Origin of the sequence: Anoxybacteroides voinovskiense, from assembly GCF_014196205.1 — a bacterium.
GTDB lineage: Bacteria > Bacillota > Bacilli > Bacillales > Anoxybacillaceae > Anoxybacteroides > Anoxybacteroides voinovskiense.
Genome location: NZ_JACIDE010000012.1, coordinates 50695 through 69328 on the forward strand (window position 1 = coordinate 50695; position 18634 = coordinate 69328).

The 18634-nt window shown below is 43.7% G+C and carries 17 protein-coding genes; 3 read left to right on the plus strand and 14 right to left on the minus strand.

Annotated elements, in window-relative coordinates:
• Positions 1-19 precede the first annotated feature (19 nt).
• Together GGR02_RS09765 and GGR02_RS09770 are read right to left on the minus strand one after the other, a co-directional pair.
• Positions 20-529 (minus strand): ferritin, encoded by a 510-nt coding sequence (locus tag GGR02_RS09765; RefSeq protein WP_183184536.1) that lies wholly within the window; start codon positions 527-529, stop codon positions 20-22.
• A 99-nt stretch (positions 530-628) separates the two neighbouring features.
• Positions 629-2044: an amino acid permease gene (locus tag GGR02_RS09770; protein WP_183184537.1), complete on the minus strand. Its 1416-nt coding sequence runs from the start codon at positions 2042-2044 to the stop codon at positions 629-631.
• Between the two features lie 369 nt (positions 2045-2413).
• Between GGR02_RS09770 and GGR02_RS09775 the strand changes: the two genes are divergently transcribed.
• Positions 2414-2752 (plus strand): DUF485 domain-containing protein, encoded by a 339-nt coding sequence (locus tag GGR02_RS09775; protein WP_183184538.1) that lies wholly within the window; start codon positions 2414-2416, stop codon positions 2750-2752.
• Positions 2752-4293: a solute symporter family protein gene (locus GGR02_RS09780; RefSeq protein WP_183184539.1), complete on the plus strand. Its 1542-nt coding sequence runs from the start codon at positions 2752-2754 to the stop codon at positions 4291-4293. Before GGR02_RS09775 ends, GGR02_RS09780 begins: the two co-directional genes overlap by 1 nt.
• 29 nt (positions 4294-4322) lie before the next feature.
• Here GGR02_RS09780 and GGR02_RS09785 read toward each other — a convergent pair whose 3' ends face one another.
• The 6 genes from GGR02_RS09785 to GGR02_RS09810 all read right to left on the minus strand — a co-directional run bounded on the left by GGR02_RS09785 (position 4323) and on the right by GGR02_RS09810 (position 10337).
• Positions 4323-5738 (minus strand): amino acid permease, encoded by a 1416-nt coding sequence (locus tag GGR02_RS09785; protein ID WP_183184540.1) that lies wholly within the window; start codon positions 5736-5738, stop codon positions 4323-4325.
• Positions 5739-5949: 211 nt separating this feature from the next.
• Positions 5950-7068 carry an o-succinylbenzoate synthase gene (gene menC, locus GGR02_RS09790; RefSeq protein WP_183184541.1) on the minus strand — a complete coding sequence of 373 codons (1119 nt, stop codon included), beginning with the start codon at positions 7066-7068 and terminating at the stop codon, positions 5950-5952.
• A gap of 9 nt (positions 7069-7077) precedes the next feature.
• Complete coding sequence (locus tag GGR02_RS09795; RefSeq protein WP_183184542.1) at positions 7078-7908, minus strand: GNAT family N-acetyltransferase; 831 nt, start codon at positions 7906-7908, stop codon at positions 7078-7080.
• Positions 7883-9052 carry a M20 peptidase aminoacylase family protein gene (locus GGR02_RS09800; RefSeq protein WP_183184543.1) on the minus strand — a complete coding sequence of 390 codons (1170 nt, stop codon included), beginning with the start codon at positions 9050-9052 and terminating at the stop codon, positions 7883-7885. Before GGR02_RS09800 ends, GGR02_RS09795 begins: the two co-directional genes overlap by 26 nt.
• Positions 9053-9157: 105 nt before the next feature.
• Complete coding sequence (locus tag GGR02_RS09805; RefSeq protein ID WP_183184544.1) at positions 9158-9589, minus strand: threonine/serine exporter family protein; 432 nt, start codon at positions 9587-9589, stop codon at positions 9158-9160.
• Between the two features lie 10 nt (positions 9590-9599).
• Positions 9600-10337 (minus strand): threonine/serine exporter family protein, encoded by a 738-nt coding sequence (locus tag GGR02_RS09810; RefSeq protein WP_183184545.1) that lies wholly within the window; start codon positions 10335-10337, stop codon positions 9600-9602.
• A gap of 143 nt (positions 10338-10480) precedes the next feature.
• On the opposite strand from GGR02_RS09810, the gene GGR02_RS17850 reads away from it, so the two are divergent.
• Complete coding sequence (locus GGR02_RS17850; RefSeq protein ID WP_183184566.1) at positions 10481-10666, plus strand: hypothetical protein; 186 nt, start codon at positions 10481-10483, stop codon at positions 10664-10666.
• Between the two features lie 26 nt (positions 10667-10692).
• Here the strand turns inward: GGR02_RS17850 and GGR02_RS09820 are convergent, their stop codons facing one another.
• From GGR02_RS09820 to GGR02_RS09845, 6 genes are all read right to left on the minus strand, one after another.
• Positions 10693-12591, minus strand: a complete 1899-nt coding sequence (locus tag GGR02_RS09820; RefSeq protein WP_183184546.1) for a protoglobin domain-containing protein — start codon at positions 12589-12591, stop codon at positions 10693-10695.
• A gap of 140 nt (positions 12592-12731) precedes the next feature.
• Complete coding sequence (locus GGR02_RS09825) at positions 12732-14237, minus strand: HD-GYP domain-containing protein (protein ID WP_183184547.1); 1506 nt, start codon at positions 14235-14237, stop codon at positions 12732-12734.
• A gap of 88 nt (positions 14238-14325) precedes the next feature.
• Positions 14326-14502 (minus strand): hypothetical protein, encoded by a 177-nt coding sequence (locus GGR02_RS09830; protein WP_183184548.1) that lies wholly within the window; start codon positions 14500-14502, stop codon positions 14326-14328.
• A 55-nt stretch (positions 14503-14557) separates the two neighbouring features.
• A complete protein-coding gene (locus GGR02_RS09835; RefSeq protein ID WP_183184549.1) occupies positions 14558-15985 on the minus strand; it encodes an NAD-dependent malic enzyme in 1428 nt (475 codons plus the stop codon).
• Positions 15986-16160: 175 nt separating this feature from the next.
• Positions 16161-17576 (minus strand): aspartate ammonia-lyase, encoded by a 1416-nt coding sequence (aspA, locus tag GGR02_RS09840; protein ID WP_183184550.1) that lies wholly within the window; start codon positions 17574-17576, stop codon positions 16161-16163.
• Complete coding sequence (locus tag GGR02_RS09845; RefSeq protein ID WP_183184551.1) at positions 17577-18587, minus strand: asparaginase; 1011 nt, start codon at positions 18585-18587, stop codon at positions 17577-17579.
• Between the last annotated feature and the right edge of the window lie 47 nt (positions 18588-18634).

Below are 18634 nucleotides of genomic sequence, written 5' to 3' on the forward strand. Positions count from 1 at the left end.
ATCATGGAACAGCCTCTCCTTATGCTTGCGTTTCTGGGGTAAACGTCCGTTTGGCAAACTCGCTATCGAGCATAAACATTGCGTTATTGTCATTTTGGATACGACGCAACTTTTGGATAATATTATCAAACATCGCTTCCTCTTCTACTTGCTCATCAATAAACCATTTTAAAAAGTTAATCGTCGCATGCTCCCGCTCGTCCCACGCAATATCAGACAACTGGTAAATTCGTTTCGTCACTTCTTTTTCTTGCACGAGCGCTTTTTCAAAACAGTCCAACACAGACGTAAAATCGTTATTCGGTGAATCAAAGCCTGTAATAATCGCTCGCTCCCCTAACGCATTAATAAAGTTGTAAAACTTCATCGCGTGAAACCGTTCTTCTTCCGCCTGCACTAAAAAAAAGTTAGCAAATCCATCTAGGCTTTCTGCAGAACAATACGCTGCCATCGCCATATATGCATGGGCAGAAAAAAATTCAAAATTCATTTGCTCATTTAATCCTTGCAACAACTTTTCACTAATCACTATCCTCACCTCTATTTCGTCATCATGTTTCCATTATACCAAAAAAAGCCGAATTAGCCAAAAAGGCCTTCGCCGATTCCCGGCAAAGACCTTTTGACATTAGCTTACTTTTTCGTTTACATTCGCTTGTTCATTTAGCGTACTATGACGGCGACCATAAACGAAATAAATAATAAGACCAATCAATAGCCATGAAACGAAACCAATCCATGTCATCGCTGGCAACTGAAGTACTAAATAGCCGCAAAACGCTACTGCTAATAGCGGAACAAGTGGAACAAGCGGTGTTTTAAACGCTCGTTTCAAATCCGGCTGTGTTTTGCGTAAAACAAGCACACCGACAGAAACAACGATGAACGCAAACAACGTTCCAATGTTCGTTAGCTCCGCCAATTTATTTAACGGTACAACCCCTGCAAAGAACGCTACTAATAAGCCTGTTAGCCATGTGTTCACAAATGGCACTTGTCTTACTGGGCTAACGCGCGAAAATACTTTTGGCAATAACCCATCACGGCTGATGGCATAAAATAAACGAGTTTGACCGTACATCATGACAAGCAATACCGTTGTGATTCCGGCAATTGCTCCTAACGAAATAAACCCGGCTACCCAATCTTGATGAATGTAGTTTAACGCAAACGCTACAGGGTTTTTCACGTTCAATTGGTCATACGGAACAATCCCTGTTAATACAAGCGAAACGGCAATATACAAAATCGTACAAACTAATAGGGACGCAATAATTCCGATTGGCATATTACGTTGTGGATTTTTCACTTCTTCCGCAGCTGTAGACACAGCATCAAAACCGATATATGCAAAAAATACTGTCGCTGCTCCTGTCGCAACGCCTGAGAAGCCAAACGGCATAAACGGCGTCCAGTTTGCTGGTTTCACATACCATACACCAACCGCAAGGAACAATAACACAACTGCTACTTTAATCACCACGATAATCGAGTTAAAACGGGCTGATTTTTTCACACCGCGCGTCAATAAGAATGTAATGAATAAAACAACGATAATAGCCGGTAAATCAATAATCGTTCCTTTCGCTGGATCGTATGCACTTGTTAGCGCTTTCGGAAGTTCAATGCCAAATCCCGCTAACAATCCTTGGAAATAACCAGACCAACCGGCAGCAACCGCTGACGAAGAAACCCCATACTCTAAAATTAAGTCCCACCCTAAAATCCAAGCAAGCAGTTCCCCGAAAGCTGCGTAGCTATACGTATAGGCGCTTCCTGATACCGGAACGGTCGAAGCAAACTCTGCATAGCAAAGTGCCGCAAATACGCACGCAAGACCTGAAAGAATGAACGAAAGAACAAGTGCTGGTCCCGCATGTTCTGCAGCAGCTACTCCAGTAAGTACGAAAATCCCCGTACCGATAATTGCGCCAATCCCAAGCATCGTTAAATCAAAGGCACCTAGTTCTTTTTTTAGCGATGCCCCTTTCCCCCCTGCTTCTTTCAGAAGGACATCAATCGGCTTTTTTCTAAATAAATTCATCCCGCTGTCTCCCCTTGTCGTTTTCTGTAGAATATTGCAGAAGTTATACGTTTAGGATTGTATACTATTCGATAATTTTTGTAAAGTTGAAAAATAAAGAAATTAAATATTATTTTTCATTTTAAATTAAATCATTAAGAAAAATTAATATTTAATCGCCATTATTAATTTTCTATAATAATTTATTTAACTTTTCTAATAAAATTTTAATTTTAAATTTTATTTTTTAAAATTCATAATTTACAAATTTTTCTGATAAGTGTATAATGGATTTGTGACAAAATCATGAACATCTAAACGAAAGGAGGATCGCTTTATTTCACTTTTCACCCGAAAAATAAAAAGCATTTTTGAGGAGGGGGTTAACTTATGGCAGTGAAAGAATTTTCTTCCCAACAGCAACAAACCGTTGACTACAGTCAAGTAGTCCAATCAGCTTCTTTCCAGCAGCTGATGCGAGAAAAACGCGCATTTATTTTACCTTTTTCGTTGTTCTTTTTAGCGTTTTATTTTACGCTACCGATTTTAACGTCTTACTCAACGGTGTTAAACACTCCTGCATTCGGTTCAATTAGCTGGGCATGGGTGTTTGCTTTCGCCCAATTCATTATGACGTGGACGCTTTGCATGTTGTATTCAAAACGGGCTGCACGCTTTGATGAAATGGTTGAAAAAATTAAACAGGAAGTAAAAGGAGGCAATGTCTAATGCATGGATTAGCATTTTCTCTATTCTTAATTATCGTTGCACTAACACTCGTCATTACCTACTTTGCTTCCAAACGGACAAAAACAACGAGCGAGTTTTACACAGCAGACAGCGCGTTAACCGGTTGGCAAAACGGATTAGCAATTGCTGGCGATTACATGTCCGCTGCCTCCTTTTTAGGGATTGCAGGGATGATTGCGTTAGTCGGGTTTGACGGATTTTTCTACAGCATTGGTTTCCTTGTTGCTTACCTTGTCGTCCTTTATATCGTTGCTGAGCCGCTTCGCAACTTAGGGAAGTATACGATGGCAGACATGATTGCGGCAAGATTTGATGATAAAAAGGTGCGCGGTGTCGCCGCATTAAATACGATTTCCATTTCTATTTTTTACATGATTGCACAGCTTGTCGGGGCGGGCGCCCTTATTAAGCTTTTATTGGGCATTGACTACATTTACGCTGTTTTAATCGTAGGCACGTTGATGACCGTTTATGTCGTATTCGGCGGAATGACGGCCACCAGCTGGGTACAAATTGTCAAAGCTGTTTTGTTAATGGCTGGGACGTTTGTCATTTCCGTTATTGTATTTGCTAAGTTCGATTTTAGCATTGCTAAAATGTTTAACGAAGTAAAAACGGCGACACCATTAAAAGAAGCATTTTTAAATCCAGGCAATAAATTTAAAAATCCACTTGACACTATTTCGCTCAACTTAGCTCTCATCTTAGGTACAGCAGGACTTCCACACATTTTAATTCGTTTCTTTACCGTAAAAGATGCACCAACTGCTCGCAAATCAGTCGTGTACGCAACATGGATTATCGGATTGTTCTATGTGATGACGATTTTCTTAGGATTTGGCGCAGCCGCATTCGTTGGCTATGATAAAATCGTTGCGGCAAACCCAGCCGGAAACATGGCGGCACCATTACTAGCAGAAGCGTTAGGCGGCGATTTCTTGTTTGCGTTCGTTTCTGCGGTCGCTTTCGCTACCATTCTAGCGGTTGTGGCTGGACTTGTATTATCTGCCGCTTCTGCTTTTGCCCATGACTTCTATAGCCACATCATTCGACATGGGCAGGCGACGGAAAAAGAACAAATGTTAGCTGCACGATGGGCATCAATTGGGGTTGCAGTATTGTCTATTTTATTAGCGTTATTCGCTCAAAAAATGAACGTTGCTTTCCTTGTCGCCTTAGCATTTGCAGTAGCAGCAAGCGCGAACTTGCCAATCATTTTGTTAACGATCTTTTGGAAGCGCTTTAATACTACTGGAGCTATTACTGGTATGCTTGTCGGCTTGTTTAGCTCGCTCTTACTTGTAGCGCTTAGCCCGAACGTCTGGGCACCACAGCCTGGTGTTGCGATTCTCGTCGGTGAGCCAATTTTCAAACTTGCAAATCCAGGCATTGTGTCCATTCCGTTAGGCTTTATCGCTGCCATTGTCGGCACACTCCTCTCATCGAAAAAAGCAGATGAGAAAAAGTTCGATGAGATTCTTGTCAAAGCTAATACAGGTATTAAAGAGTTAACGAACTAATAAAAAACCTCGCCCAAGGGGCGAGGTTTTTAGCTAACTTTTTCATTAGCATGAGCTTGTCCGTTTAGCGTACTGTGACGCCGACCATAGAAGAAATAAACGACAAGACCGACTAATAACCACGACACGAAACCAATCCATGTCATCGCTGGCAACTGAAGCACTAAATAGCCGCAAAACGCGACAGCCAACAATGGAACAACTGGAACAAGCGGTGTTTTAAACGCCCGTTTTAAATCTGGCTGCGTCTTGCGTAAAATTAGTACGCCGATCGATACGGTAATAAACGCAAATAACGTACCGATATTTGTTAGCTCCGCGAGCTTATTCAACGGAACGACACCGGCAAAGAAGGCAGCGAATAAGCATGTTAACCACGTGTTGACGACTGGCACTTGTCTTACTGGGCTAACGCGCGAAAATACTTTTGGCAATAACCCGTCCCGGCTGATGGCATAAAATAAACGAGTTTGTCCGTATAACATGACAAGTAATACGGTTGTAATCCCGGCAATCGCTCCTAACGAAATAAATCCGGCTACCCAGTCTTGATGAATGTAGTTTAACGCAAACGCTACAGGGTTTTTCACGTTCAATTGGTCATACGGAACAATGCCTGTTAATACGAGCGAAACGGCAATATACAATACCGTACAAATTAAAAGCGATGCGATAATCCCAATCGGCATGTTGCGCTGCGGATTTTTCACTTCTTCTGCAGCAGTAGACACCGCGTCAAAGCCAATATATGCAAAAAATACCGTCGCTGCCCCTGTCGCAACACCTGAGAAGCCGAACGGCATAAACGGCGTCCAGTTTGCCGGCTTCACATACCATACACCAACCGCAAGGAACAATAATACAACTGTTACTTTAATAATAACCATGATGGAGTTGAAGCGAGCAGATTTTTTCACTCCACGTGTTAATAAAAGGGCAATAACAAGCACGATGAAAATCGCTGGCACATCAATATACGTTCCTTTCGCTGGGTCATATGCACTCGTTAATGCTTTCGGAAGTTCAATGCCAAATCCCGCTAACAACCCTTGGAAATATCCAGACCAACCGGCCGCTACCGCAGAAGACGCAACGCCGTACTCTAAAATTAAGTCCCATCCTAAAATCCAAGCAATCAATTCACCAAATGTCGCATAGCTGTACGTATACGCACTTCCTGATACCGGAACAGTCGACGCGAACTCCGCATAACAAAGCGCCGCAAACACGCACGCCAGACCAGAAAGAATAAACGAAAGAACAAGTGCAGGTCCCGCATGCTCAGAAGCAGCCACTCCCGTTAAGACGAAAATGCCTGTCCCAATAATCGCGCCAATCCCGAGCATTGTTAAATCAAAGGCACCTAATTCTTTTTTTAGCGATGCCCCTTTCTTTCCGGCCTCTTGCAATAAGGCCTCTACCGATTTTTTTCGAAACAAATTCATGTGCTGTCTCTCCTCGCTTTTTCTTGTTGAAAATTGCAAAAATTTTTACGATAAAAATACTTTTGCCGTTTTATACTTTAACGCATAAAACGGATAAATTCAATAATTTTTTTCTCTTTTCTGATAGAAAAAACAACGGGTTCATCTCTATTGTTGCTTTTTTGTAAAAAAATACTCCAAAAATAAAAACCGACCTGCTCGCACAGATCGGTTAGTCCAATGATGGGCGATACGTTTTCGCAAACGTTGTATAGCGAGCCACTTGCTGGCGGTCAACATCATAGCCAATTCCTGGATTGTCTGGAACCGTAATCGTTCCATTATGTACTATTACTTCAGGAGAAATAATATCTCGCTCCCAATAATACGAAGAAGCAGCAGTGTCCCCTGGCAAACAGAAATTAGAAAGGGTAGTTATCGCAATATTATGCGCTCTTCCTACCCCGGCTTCAAGCATCCCTCCACACCAAACCGGGATATGGTGCGTTTGGCAAAAATCATGGATGCGCTTCGCTTCTGTCAAACCGCCGACACGTCCAATTTTAATATTCATAATGCGGCAACTGCCAAGCTCAATTGCTTTTCGGGCATCTTCGTACGAGTGAATGCTTTCGTCAAGGCAAATAGGGGTATTTAATTGTGCTTGCAATGTAGCATGATCAACAATATCGTCCGCGGCAAGCGGTTGCTCGATCATCAGCAATTGAAATTCGTCAAGCGCTTTTAACCGCTCGATGTCTTTTAGCGAATATGCCGAGTTGGCATCTGCCATTAACGGTACATCAGGAAACTTCCGGCGAAGTTCGCGAATGACTTCGACATCCCATCCTGGCTTAATTTTCACTTTCATCCGTCGATATCCTTCACACGCATAGCGTTCGACGATACGCAACAAGTCGTCGATGCTTTTTTGAATCCCGATGCTAATGCCGACATCAATTTGCTTTTTCGTTCCGCCAAGCGCCACGCTTAACGGTACATTCTGTTTTTTCGCAAATAAATCCCATATCGCCCCTTCTATCGCTGCTTTTGCCATGTTGTTTTTGCGAATCCCCGAAAAACGGCTGTTTAACTCATCCGGATGTTCAATCGGTGCTCGAAATAGAAGTGGCAAGAGAAAATCTTCTAACATATGCCAATTTGTTTTCACCGTTTCTTCGTTATACCAAGGTGAGTGAAATGCTACTGATTCTCCCCACCCAGACACGCCATCTTCATCAATCGCTTCCACTAAAATAAACTCTTTCGTCGTAAACGAACCGAAACTCGTCGTAAACGGCGCTTTTAGTTTCATTTGCATATGCCGCAAAACTACTCGATTGATTTTCATTGTTTCACCTCATAACGGAATAGTGTTTCGTTTCATCAGCACATAATATTGCACCGGTTCTTCTTCTGGGCGCTCGATGTCAACAACCGCCCATCCTTGTTGAAACAGACGGGTAAATACAGCGCGTGTTTTATAGCGCCAATCGAACGCTAATTCATGGTTCTTCTCTTTTATGCATTGAAAATGGCGCGGAATGGGAACAAATAAAAACGGTTGCTCCGAACACGTTTCCCACTCCCTCAAAGGTACGACCGCTTCCGGCTCACCTGTTTCGTGCATACGCCAATGAAGCACTTCTGCTTCTTTCGACCGACGAATAGAAGAAACAAATGTATGACGCTCTTGTACGTAGCGACTATGAATATGCCATTCGACGTTAAATCGGTCGGACGGCAGATGCTTGTTGAGCGCGTCATCCATTTCACCGTAACAGTTTTCGATATACTCGGAACAAATCGCGCCAAGTTTCACGATATTTAAATAAGCGTTGCGGCTTTCGAGTGGATCGTACGTCCAGCGAATGAGGGGGTACCCAAATTTTTTCGCCGCCTCCGCTTGCGCTTGTTTTAGCAAATACCCAATCCCTTTGTTTCGGTAAGCTTCGTCAATGCCTAGCATATGCGAACATAAATACACATCGCCATTTCGATACCCAGGAAAACTATAAACAAAACCGACGAGTCGCTCGGCATCATACGCCCCGATAATAATGCCACCGTTTTTGGCGACGGTGAGCGTTTGATGTAGCGGAATGGACGTTGATTTCCAGACGCGTTGCTCTAACTCCGCCATTTGCGTTAACTGCTCCATCGTATTAATTGTTTGCAGCGAAATGTTCAACGTCGTTCTCCCCTTTTGCTTGCGCCACACGAAATGTTTCCATAACCGTTCTTGCTAAAATTTCCACTCCGGTGAGTAAATCGTCGCGACGGAACGTCATATGAGGATGATGCAAACCTGGCGCTAAGTCGCATCCGAGCCCGAGCATCGTCGTTTTCAATGCTGGTTTCATGACTGAGTAAAAGTGAAAATCCTCTCCACCTGATGTCACGACTGGAGGGGCACACTTTTCTTGTCCGATTGCTGCAACAATCGCTTTTTCCATCAGCTTCTGTGCCTCTGGATGCACGTTCGCTGCAACGATTCGAACACTTTGTTCAAGAGAAATTTCCGCTCCATAAATCATCTCTATCCCTTTGACGACATGATGTAAATGTTCGACAAGCTGTTCCATCGTTTCGTTCGTTTGCGCTCGCAAATCAAGCGTAAAATCGGCATGTTCTGGAATAATGTTGGCGCTTTTCCCCCCTGCATGAAATCGGGTCATTTTAATCGACGCTGGCACTTGTGGATCGATGTGGATTTTGCTTAGTTCTTGCACAAGCGCACTCCCAACTTCAATCGCATTCACGCCAAGATGTGGTCGCGCCGCATGCGCTGCCACTCCTTTAATTTCACCATCAATAATTTGTGCCGCTCCGTGCAAAATCGCAGGCGCCGCATAGCCGCTACGTAATTCTTGAATCGGCCGCAAATGCACGCCATATAAAAAATCGACGTCATCGACGACCCCTTTTTCCATCATTTTTAGCGCGCCGGTTCCCGTTTCTTCTGCTGGCTGGAACAAAATTTTTAATTTTCCCGGCGGACGATAGCTAAGGTGGTTCAACAATTTCACAACCCCTAACGCCATCGTCATATGGGCATCGTGACCGCACGAATGGTTCGCTTTCCATACTCCATCCACTTCTTGCCAAAGAGCGTCCATATCTGCTCGCAACGCGACGGTCAACGGACCGCTGCCAATTTCGCCGACAACCCCCGTACAATCCGAAAACGTCTGCACCCGATATCCTTCTTTCACTAACTGCTGTTTTAAAAATTCTGTTGTGTTTACTTCCTCCCAGCTAATTTCTGGGTGATGGTGCAGATGGTCAAAGATTTCCCACAATTCATGTTGAATACTTTCTAGTATGCTCCTCATCTTTTCTCTCCCCACTATGATGACAATAACTTTTGAATATATTATAATATTCAAAAAAATGTTGCAATAACAAACAATTACGAAAGATGTACGAAACACCCGGTTTTATCGAGAACCCTTTGTTTTCGTCAATTGATTGATTACTTCCGAAAAAACGAGCCCCATTGCAATTGCGCCAGAAAGCATAAACGCTTTCGCAGCCAGCTGAATTGCCATATTGTAGTCGTTGACGACAACATGGCGCATTGCTTCATACGCCAGTCCCCCTGGCACAAGTGGTATAATGCCAGAAACGCTAAAAACCGTCATCGGCGTTTTATAAGCCCTTGCCAATAGCTGACTACCTACTGCAACAACAAAAGCAGCGAAAAACGTTGCGAACACAGAGTCTAATCCATAGTCGACTAGCAAAAGGTAAATAAACCACCCAATCATTCCGACAAATCCGCAATGGGCAAGCAAGTTTTTCGGAACGTTAAAAATGAGACCAAACGCGGCCGTAGCAATAAAACTCATTGCAAGTTGTTTAATGTCCATCCTTTCCTCCCTACATCGCTAAAATAACGGCAATTCCTGTCCCGATGGCAAATGCGGTCAAAAACGCCTCTGCTCCTTTCGACAATCCAGCGACTAAATGCCCTGCCATTAAATCGCGCACCGCGTTTGTAATTAGCATTCCTGGCACAAGCGGCATGACCGAACCGATAATGATTTTATCAACGTTACTACCAAACCCAATTTTCACGAGCGCTACCGCTGTAACCCCAGCAAGAAACGCTGCAAAAAATTCGGCAAAAAACTTTGTTTTTATAAGCCGATGCACATAATACAAGCCGGAAAAACCGAGTCCACCGGCAAAGCATGCTGGAAAAACATCGCTCCATGCTCCAGAAAACATGACAACAAAACAGCCGCTAGCAACGAAAGCGGCTATCATTTGCCATATAAGCGGATACGCCACGTTTTTATTTTCGAGTTGCTTGAGTTGTGCATATGCTTCCGCAAGCGACAATTCGCCGTTGCTAATTTGCCGGGAAATGCTGTTGACAAGCGTTACTTTCTGTAAGTCCGTCGAGCGCTCGACGATGCGGATTAACCTCGCTGGTCCTGCTCCATCAATCGCAAAAATAATTCCCGTCGGCGTTACATAGCTGTGCGAATGCGGCATGCCAAATGCGGCGGCAATTCGCACCATCGTATCCTCTACCCGATACGTTTCCGCTCCGCTTTGCAACATCATTTTCCCTGCTAGTAAACAAACATCCGCCACATGAATGTCTTCCATGCTAACTCTCCGTTCTAATCAATCTCTTCATTAGTATACCACAAGAAAAGAAGAGAAAAAGCAAACAAACCAATTTAGAGGGATGCTTTTAGTTTTGGTTGTAGATAAAAATAGGGATATCGTGAGGATGCTCGGTTCACGCACTGCAACCGGCGCATTTATATGGAGTTTCCACGCCAGAAAACTGGCCGAACAATCAGCTTATCGGTAGCCATGTCATCGTTCCTCCTGCCGACACCGTCGCTAAAATAAAAGAACGCCACGAACAACAAGCACAAGGAATCGTTCAATGCCTTGATTGGTGGTTTTGCTATAAAAAACTATCATAGCGAACAGCGCTTGTGCACTGTTCGCTTTATGTCAACCGCTCTCTTGCCATCAAAAAATCATCCCACATCGAAACAAACAGATCCACTAACTTCGGATCAAATTGCTTGCCGCGTCCATCGATTAAAATTTCTTTTACTTTTTCTGGCGGGAACGCATCTTTATACACCCGCTTTGATAATAGTGCATCAAATACGTCCACAATAGCGACAATCCGTCCTTCTAACGGGATTTCTTCTCCTTTTAACCCGTTCGGATAGCCTCCGCCATTCCACCATTCATGGTGCGTTCGAGCAATGTTTGCCGCCATTTGAATGACTGGCAAATCTAAGTTAGCAAGAATTTGGTGCCCAATGAGCACATGCGTTTTCATTGATTCCCATTCTTCTTTTGTCAATTTGCCTGGTTTGTTCAAAATATAATCTGGAATGCCGACTTTTCCAATATCATGGAATTTAGCAGCGATTTCAATATGCGACACGAACTGTTCATCACATCCAGCCAGCCGAGCAAGCATGCTTGACAACATCCCGATGCGATGAACGTGATTTTTCGTGTCATCATCGCGATACTCCGCTAACTGTAGCAACCGCTCTAACGTATCAAACATCACTTTCGATTCTTTCGTCACATCTTGAATAACAAGCAGCGCTCTAGATAGTTCAAAAATTTTTGTTTGTGGCAGTATCCGAATTTTATAATAATTTATCCCATGCTCGTTCATAAATGTCGCCATCATCGGCTCCGATTTTTCTTCTAGAGCTGGACAGCCTGAACAAGGAACCGTACGGTTATGGAGCAGTTCGTAACAACGCCGACCAATCGGATGTTCTTCATGAATGCCGAGCGTTTTTAGCAATCGTTTCATTTTATCGTCAATCCACGTCAACCGCCCGAAATCAATCGTACTAATTTCGTACGCATAAATATCCAAAAAATCAAAATCTCGCAAAAATAAATACGGACGAATAATTTCCCCCATAATAGCTAACGTAAACTTCGAAAAGCGCTCAAACGAATGAATGTACGAAACCATTTGTGGGTCGTGCAAATATTCTTTCGTTAAAAATACTTTCTTTAACGCTTCACTAAGCGCTTCTGCTGAAATATGGAAAAAACTTTCCTCATATCGTTGCTCAATAATTAGGCGGCTCCAATCGCGAATAATTAAAAAATAGGCTTCCGAATCGTAATACACTTTTTCTTGAAAAAATTGCAGCAAAAAATTGCGGACGTATGTCAAATATTTTTCTGTCTGCAAAAAACTATACCGACTTTCTTCCCCTAACCGTCGAACGAGGGAATGATAAAAATAAGCCATAATATCGTCAATACAAAATGAAAGGTAGCCGCTAAATCGATCCAAGTTTTCTAAATCTTCATTTGTAAAGCCGTGCATTTGCCGTAGCTTGTCCAATTCGTAGCGCAGCGGGTGGGCAGCTTTTTCAATTTCTACTGATTTGTACGCTTCTAATGTCAGCTGCATATCAAACGAAAAAATCGCCTGAACCACAAGCAAAATATTCGTTGCTTCATTAGGGAGCACGATGGATACGTGTTTGTAAATAATGTCGATGTACTTTGTATAAGTAGCTAAATACCACATTAAATCAAGCCCGATTTCCGAATGAACTTTTCCGATGCGATAACGTCTTTGAATATACTCATCATCAATCGTTGCCTCAAAACATTGATGTAAATATTCTGCCTGCGTTTTTTTTAATCTCGCTAACGTCGAGTGGCGCTGGATGATATCACGTAATGAATCAACCGCCCATATATCTTCGTATAACTCGCTAACAATCGCATCAATAAGCGAGAATAATATATGCCTATATTCGTATAAATACTCTAACCTTTCTTCCGTCACCCCCGTATAGCTCAATTGTTGCAGTCTCTCTTTATTTGTTACTCGTATTCTCTTCATCTACTCAAATCCCCCTATAAATCCCCTCTTTCTTCCATTATAATACACTTTTTTTCTTTTTCACTTTAAAATGTTGGTGATTTTTTGAATAAGCATCACTTTTTAAACCATAAAAAACGACGGACAAATTTTTGCCCGCCTTACCCCACCCTTTCTGGGTATATATGAGGATGTTGTCCTTGTAAGTGTGCGACGAAATGATCAACCATTTCCGCATCCCATTGTGTTCCTTTGCCGCTTAGCAAAATCGATACGGCTGTTTCGACGCTCATTCCTTTTCGATATGGACGGTCAGACGTCATCGCGTCAAACGCGTCCGCCACCGCAATAATGCGACCAAACAGCGGAATTTGCTCACCTTTTAACCCGTCTGGATAGCCTTTTCCGTCGATTCGCTCATGATGCGAACGAATGCCCGGAAGCAAATCTTTCACTTCTTCGATCGGCTGCACTTGCCGCAAAATATTTTCACCGAGCACCGGATGTTTTTTAATCCACGCAAATTCTTCATCCGTCAACCGTCCGTCTTTTAACAACACCGCATCAGGAATCCCTATTTTTCCAATATCATGTAAAATTGCAGACTTATATAGTTTTTGCAGCTGCTCTTCCGGAAGACGTAGGCGTTTGCCGATTTCTAATGCATATGTCGCCACCCGAAGCGAATGGCCAGCCGTGTATGTATCGCGGGCGTCAAGCGCTGCCACCATCGCCGTAATAAAACTATCAAGCAATTGTTTATTTTTCTCTTCCCGACGCAAAATCGCATCAACCATATGGTTGAATCCGTTCGTCAGCTCGGAAAATTCATCAATATAAATATTGTCGCAAATCATTTCAAACGACTCCGCTTGCACGCCTTGCATACTTTTATGCAACTCTTGAATCGGGCTTTCGATTTCTTTCGCTAAAATGTGCGCCGCAAACAAAGAAAACAGGACAGAAATGCACAATACCGCTACCACCCAGCCAAAGTCGGCAGCCGAAAGCGTCATTTTCACTTGGCTTGCCAAAACAAACAAAATGACCGGAAACGTCCCGATAAACAAAACGCTTACTTGCAGCTGGAGTTTAATCGGCACATAAACGGCATTCGTCGCTCCAACCGCTTCCGTTAAACCATGTTGCCTCCCAATTTGAATAATTTCCCGAATGAGCGGCTTCAGCGCTTGAACGGTCAGAAAAAACTCTACTACCGCATGCAAACTAGCAATTAAAAAAGCTCCAAGCAACGCATACCATATATAGACGTACGGAATATGAAGCAGTCCATTATAAATCATCGCCGCCGTCAGCACAACGGCAGGGATTGACAATCCGAGAAAATGGGGAATGAAAATACGCCGCACCGTCAAAAGCGGAAACCGCTTCGCTTGTACGAGGGCGAAATAAAATTGTTGTTCGCTAAAGTGAGGAGAAAAAAACAGGGTTCGAATCGGGGAAATATCTTTTTGAAAAGTGCGATATTCCAATGCAAACATAATGAATAATGAAATAAATTGCACAAAAAGCAATAAATATAAATCGCTTTTCATAACATCAAGCGTCATTGTCATCAGCGTACTTCCAACCCCAATGACCGCAATAAGCGAACCAATCATATAATTTCGGAAAAGATAAAGCAATGTTCGTTTATACGTTTCCACCTATGTCAGCCCCTTTCTCTCTTTTCTCTATTATACCAGCCCTTCTATCTAGTAGAAAGGGACTTGCTTCATTCCGACAAAATTCCCATCATTTGTCCAATAAGAACAAACGGACAGAAAAAATGAACAAAAACGTCCATACTGCCCCAAGCACAATTTGATTGTGAGGATCGCGGTGCTCGTGCAGCTTCTTAAGCAAAAAAACAACATTTAAAAACCATAGCACACCAACGAGCGGGATAACTATTAGCCATACAAATAGCATAGCGCCCTCCTTTTAAAACGACCGAAACCTCTGGAAGAGGCTTCGGCGCTTTTTTCTACTCTAATTTAAACATAATATCTTCTTTGCGTGCCACTCCTGTTTGGTACGCTGCTTTAATGACCGCTTCACGTACTCGTTCGGCCACTTTGTTATTGAAGACGCTCGGAATAATATATGTTTCACTCAGTTCTTCATCCGTCACGACCGAAGCAATTGCCTGTGCGGCTGCTAGCTTCATCTCTTCATTAATTTCAATTGCCCGACAATCGAGCGCTCCGCGGAAAATGCCTGGGAAGCAAAGAACGTTATTAATTTGGTTCGGATAATCGGAACGACCTGTCGCCATCACGCGAACGTATGGTTCTGCGAGTTCTGGATCAATTTCTGGAATTGGATTTGCCATCGCAAACACAATCGGGTCACTTGCCATGCTTTGGATATCTTCTACTGTTAAAATTCCTGGCGCAGATACCCCGATAAACACGTCTGCTCCTTTAATCACATCCGAAAGCGTTCCGCTCAAATTTTCGGGGTTGGTGATTTGCGCATATTCGTTCCAATACGGATTGTCATATTCCATCCCACGATGAATTGCCCCGTGGCGATCGACACCGATAATGTTTTTCACGCCAGCCGCTAACAAAATTTTCGTGCAGGCAATTCCCGCTGCCCCAACACCAGTTAAGACGACTTTAATGTCGCTAATTTTTTTGCCGACAATTTTTAACGCATTTAACAAGCCGGCAAGCAATACAACAGCCGTCCCGTGCTGGTCGTCATGGAACACAGGAATATCAAGCTCTTGTTTTAACCGCTCTTCGATTTCAAAGCAGCGCGGTGCGGAAATATCTTCTAAATTAATGCCACCGAATGCTGGGGCAATTGCTTTCACAATTTGAATAATTTCTTCCGTATCTTTCGTATCTAAGCAAATCGGAAACGCATCGACGCCAGCGAGCTGCTTAAATAGCATCGCTTTTCCTTCCATGACCGGCATCGCCGCATGTGGACCGATATCTCCTAACCCGAGTACTGCCGTTCCGTCAGAAACAACCGCCACCGTATTCCGCTTAATCGTTAGCGAATACGCTTTGTTCGGATCTTCGGCAATGGCTGTGCATACACGTGCCACTCCTGGCGTATATACGCGCGATAAATCGTCACGCGTCTTAATTGGGATTTTCGATGCCACTTCGATTTTCCCGCCGATATGCATTAAAAACGTCCGGTCGGACACGTTAATGACTTTTACACCGTTCGTTTTGCGCAACGTATCGACTACTAAATCTGCATGCTTAGAATCTAGCACACTCACCGTAATATCGCGGACGGTATGTGTTTTGCTCGAGGAAATGACGTCAATGCCGACAATATCTCCTCCCGCCTGACCAATCGTTGTGGCGATATCGCCAAACGATACTAACTGTTTCGCAAACTGCAGGCGAATCGTAATATGCATGCTCGCCCCGCTTGGTATTGCCATAACTAGTCCCTCTCTTTCACACTATGTACTAACTCCCCTGCTCGAAAAAAGGGTTATAGTTTATTATACAAATTTCTAGCAATCTTCTCCTAATACTTTAGTCACATTTTTGACAAATTTCGCTTATAAAAACAGCCGCTAAAATGCGGCTGTCAAATCCTCAAGCCATAAGTCGTCAATGATGTTTACCGGCAATCCCTGGACTTGTCATCGCATACGGGTCTAATACGTCGTTCAGCTGTTGTTCATTTAACAAACCATTTTCCACACATAATTCCCGAACAGATTTTCCCGTACGTAATGCTTCCCTAGCAATGCGTGATGCCGCTTCGTAGCCGATGTACGGATTGACTGCCGTAATAATGCCGATGCTGTTTTCGACATGTTGTTTTAATCTCGCTTCATTTGCTTCAATGCCGGCTACGCAGTAGTCCGTAAACACACGAAAGACGTTGTCCATCATATGAAGCGACTGCAATAAGTTAAACACAAGTACCGGTTCCATGACATTTAGTTCAAGTTGTCCTGCTTCTGATGCTAAACAAATCGTTTGGTCGTTGCCGATCACTTGAAACGCCACTTGATTGACGACTTCCGCCATGACCGGATTTACTTTCCCTGGCATAATCGATGACCCTGGTTGGCGGGCAGGAAGCGTAATTTCTCCTAGCCCTGCGCGCGGCCCGGACGCCATGAGGCGAAGGTCGTTGGCGATTTTCGACATGTTAATCATACATACTTTTAATGCAGCGGACACTTCTGTATACGCATCTGTATTTTGCGTGGCGTCCACAAGATGTTCCGCACGCACAAGCGGCAAGCCAGTCAAATGAGCGAGATGTGTCATGACACGTTCAATATATTCAGGGTCGGCGTTTAACCCCGTCCCTACCGCCGTCGCCCCGATATTGATTTCATATAGATGTTGGCGTGACTGGGCAATGCGCTCCATATCACGCTTCACGACGCGACGATACGCTTCAAATTCTTGCCCAAGCCGAATCGGAACAGCATCTTGTAAGTGCGTCCGCCCCATCTTGATGACATGGTCAAACTGTTTCGCTTTATTGGCGAACGTGTCATGCATATGTTCCATCGTTTGAAGCAACTGGTTGATCATCTTCAATACCGCGATATGAATGGCTGTCGGGAAGACGTCGTTTGTCGATTGCGACATGTTGACATGCGTATTCGGGCTAATGACGTGGTAATTTCCTTTCCGCTCTCCTAGCCACTCGAGTGCGCGATTCGCGATCACTTCGTTCGTGTTCATATTGATTGACGTGCCCGCGCCACCTTGAATCGGATCGACGATGAATTGGTCGTGCCATTGCCCGGCAATGATTTCTTCAGCTGCTTTGACAATCGCTTCACCGATGCGCGGATACAGTTGACCTGTTTCCATATTGGCAAGTGCCGCCGCTTTTTTCACGGTCGCCATCGCTTGAATAAGCTCGCGATGCAAACGGTAACCGGTAATCGGAAAATTTTCCGCCGCGCGCATCGTTTGAATGCCGTAATACGCGTCAGCTGGAATTTCTTTTTCGCCAAGGAAATCGCGTTCCACTCGTACTGTTTTTGTTTGCATCATTTACGCATCCCAACTTTCTTCTTGTTTTGGTGTGATGTCATTAGCAACGGGCGTTTCCATGATTGTTTTAATCTCAAGCAAATTCATCGTTTTCCCTAACGCCCACATGAGCTTCGGTACGATCGCTTCCGTATTCATATCGCCTGATAAAATGACCGTATTTTGCGCCACTTTTCGTCCGACTTCATATAATGTTAAATCTTCTCCTTCTTCTAAACATTGCGTCGTAATAACGACCGCCATCCCATCGTCAATCAGTTCTTTGATTTTCGGCAACAAGTTGCGTCCTTGAAATGGTACACCACCGCTGCCAAAACTTTCGATAATGACGCCGCGATATAAATGGCGAATGTAATCAAATATTTCTGGTTTCGTCCCTGGATGAAGTTTTAACAAAAATACATCCGGACAAAGCGATGAATCGAATTGTAGCTTTCCGTGCGTCGGTTCGAGCTCATATTGATAGTCGATGCGATTGTTATGAATATAAGCGATATATGGATGGTTAATGCTTTCAAACGCATCATAACTTTTCGTCCGCATTTTTACCGCCCTTGTGCCTAAAATAACGCGCCCATCGAAGACGACAAACACGCCACCGACGTTTTCACACGCAAACAAGAGCGCATCGCGTATATTTTTTTTCGCATCTGTTTTCTCAAAGCCAATCGGCACTTGCGAACCGGTCAATACAATCGGTTTACTGCCGTTTTGCAGCATATACGACAACGCCGCTGCCGTATACGCCATCGTATCTGTTCCGTGCGTAACGACAAATCCATCGTAGTTGTCGTAGTTTTGATAAATCGCCTCAGCAATCTCTCGCCAATGTTCCGGCTGCATATTCGTACTGTCGATGTTCATTAAAATTTGGCTGTCTAAACGATACGGCTGGTTTTCGATTGTAATGTAGCTTGTGAGCTCATCTGCCGTCAGCTTCGGCGTGAGCCCTTCTTCGCTTGGAACAGAAGCAATCGTGCCGCCTGTTGCGAGTAGTAAAATATTTTTCATCATCGTCACCCCATTGGTGATAAATAATCTATTGTATTTTGTGTGTG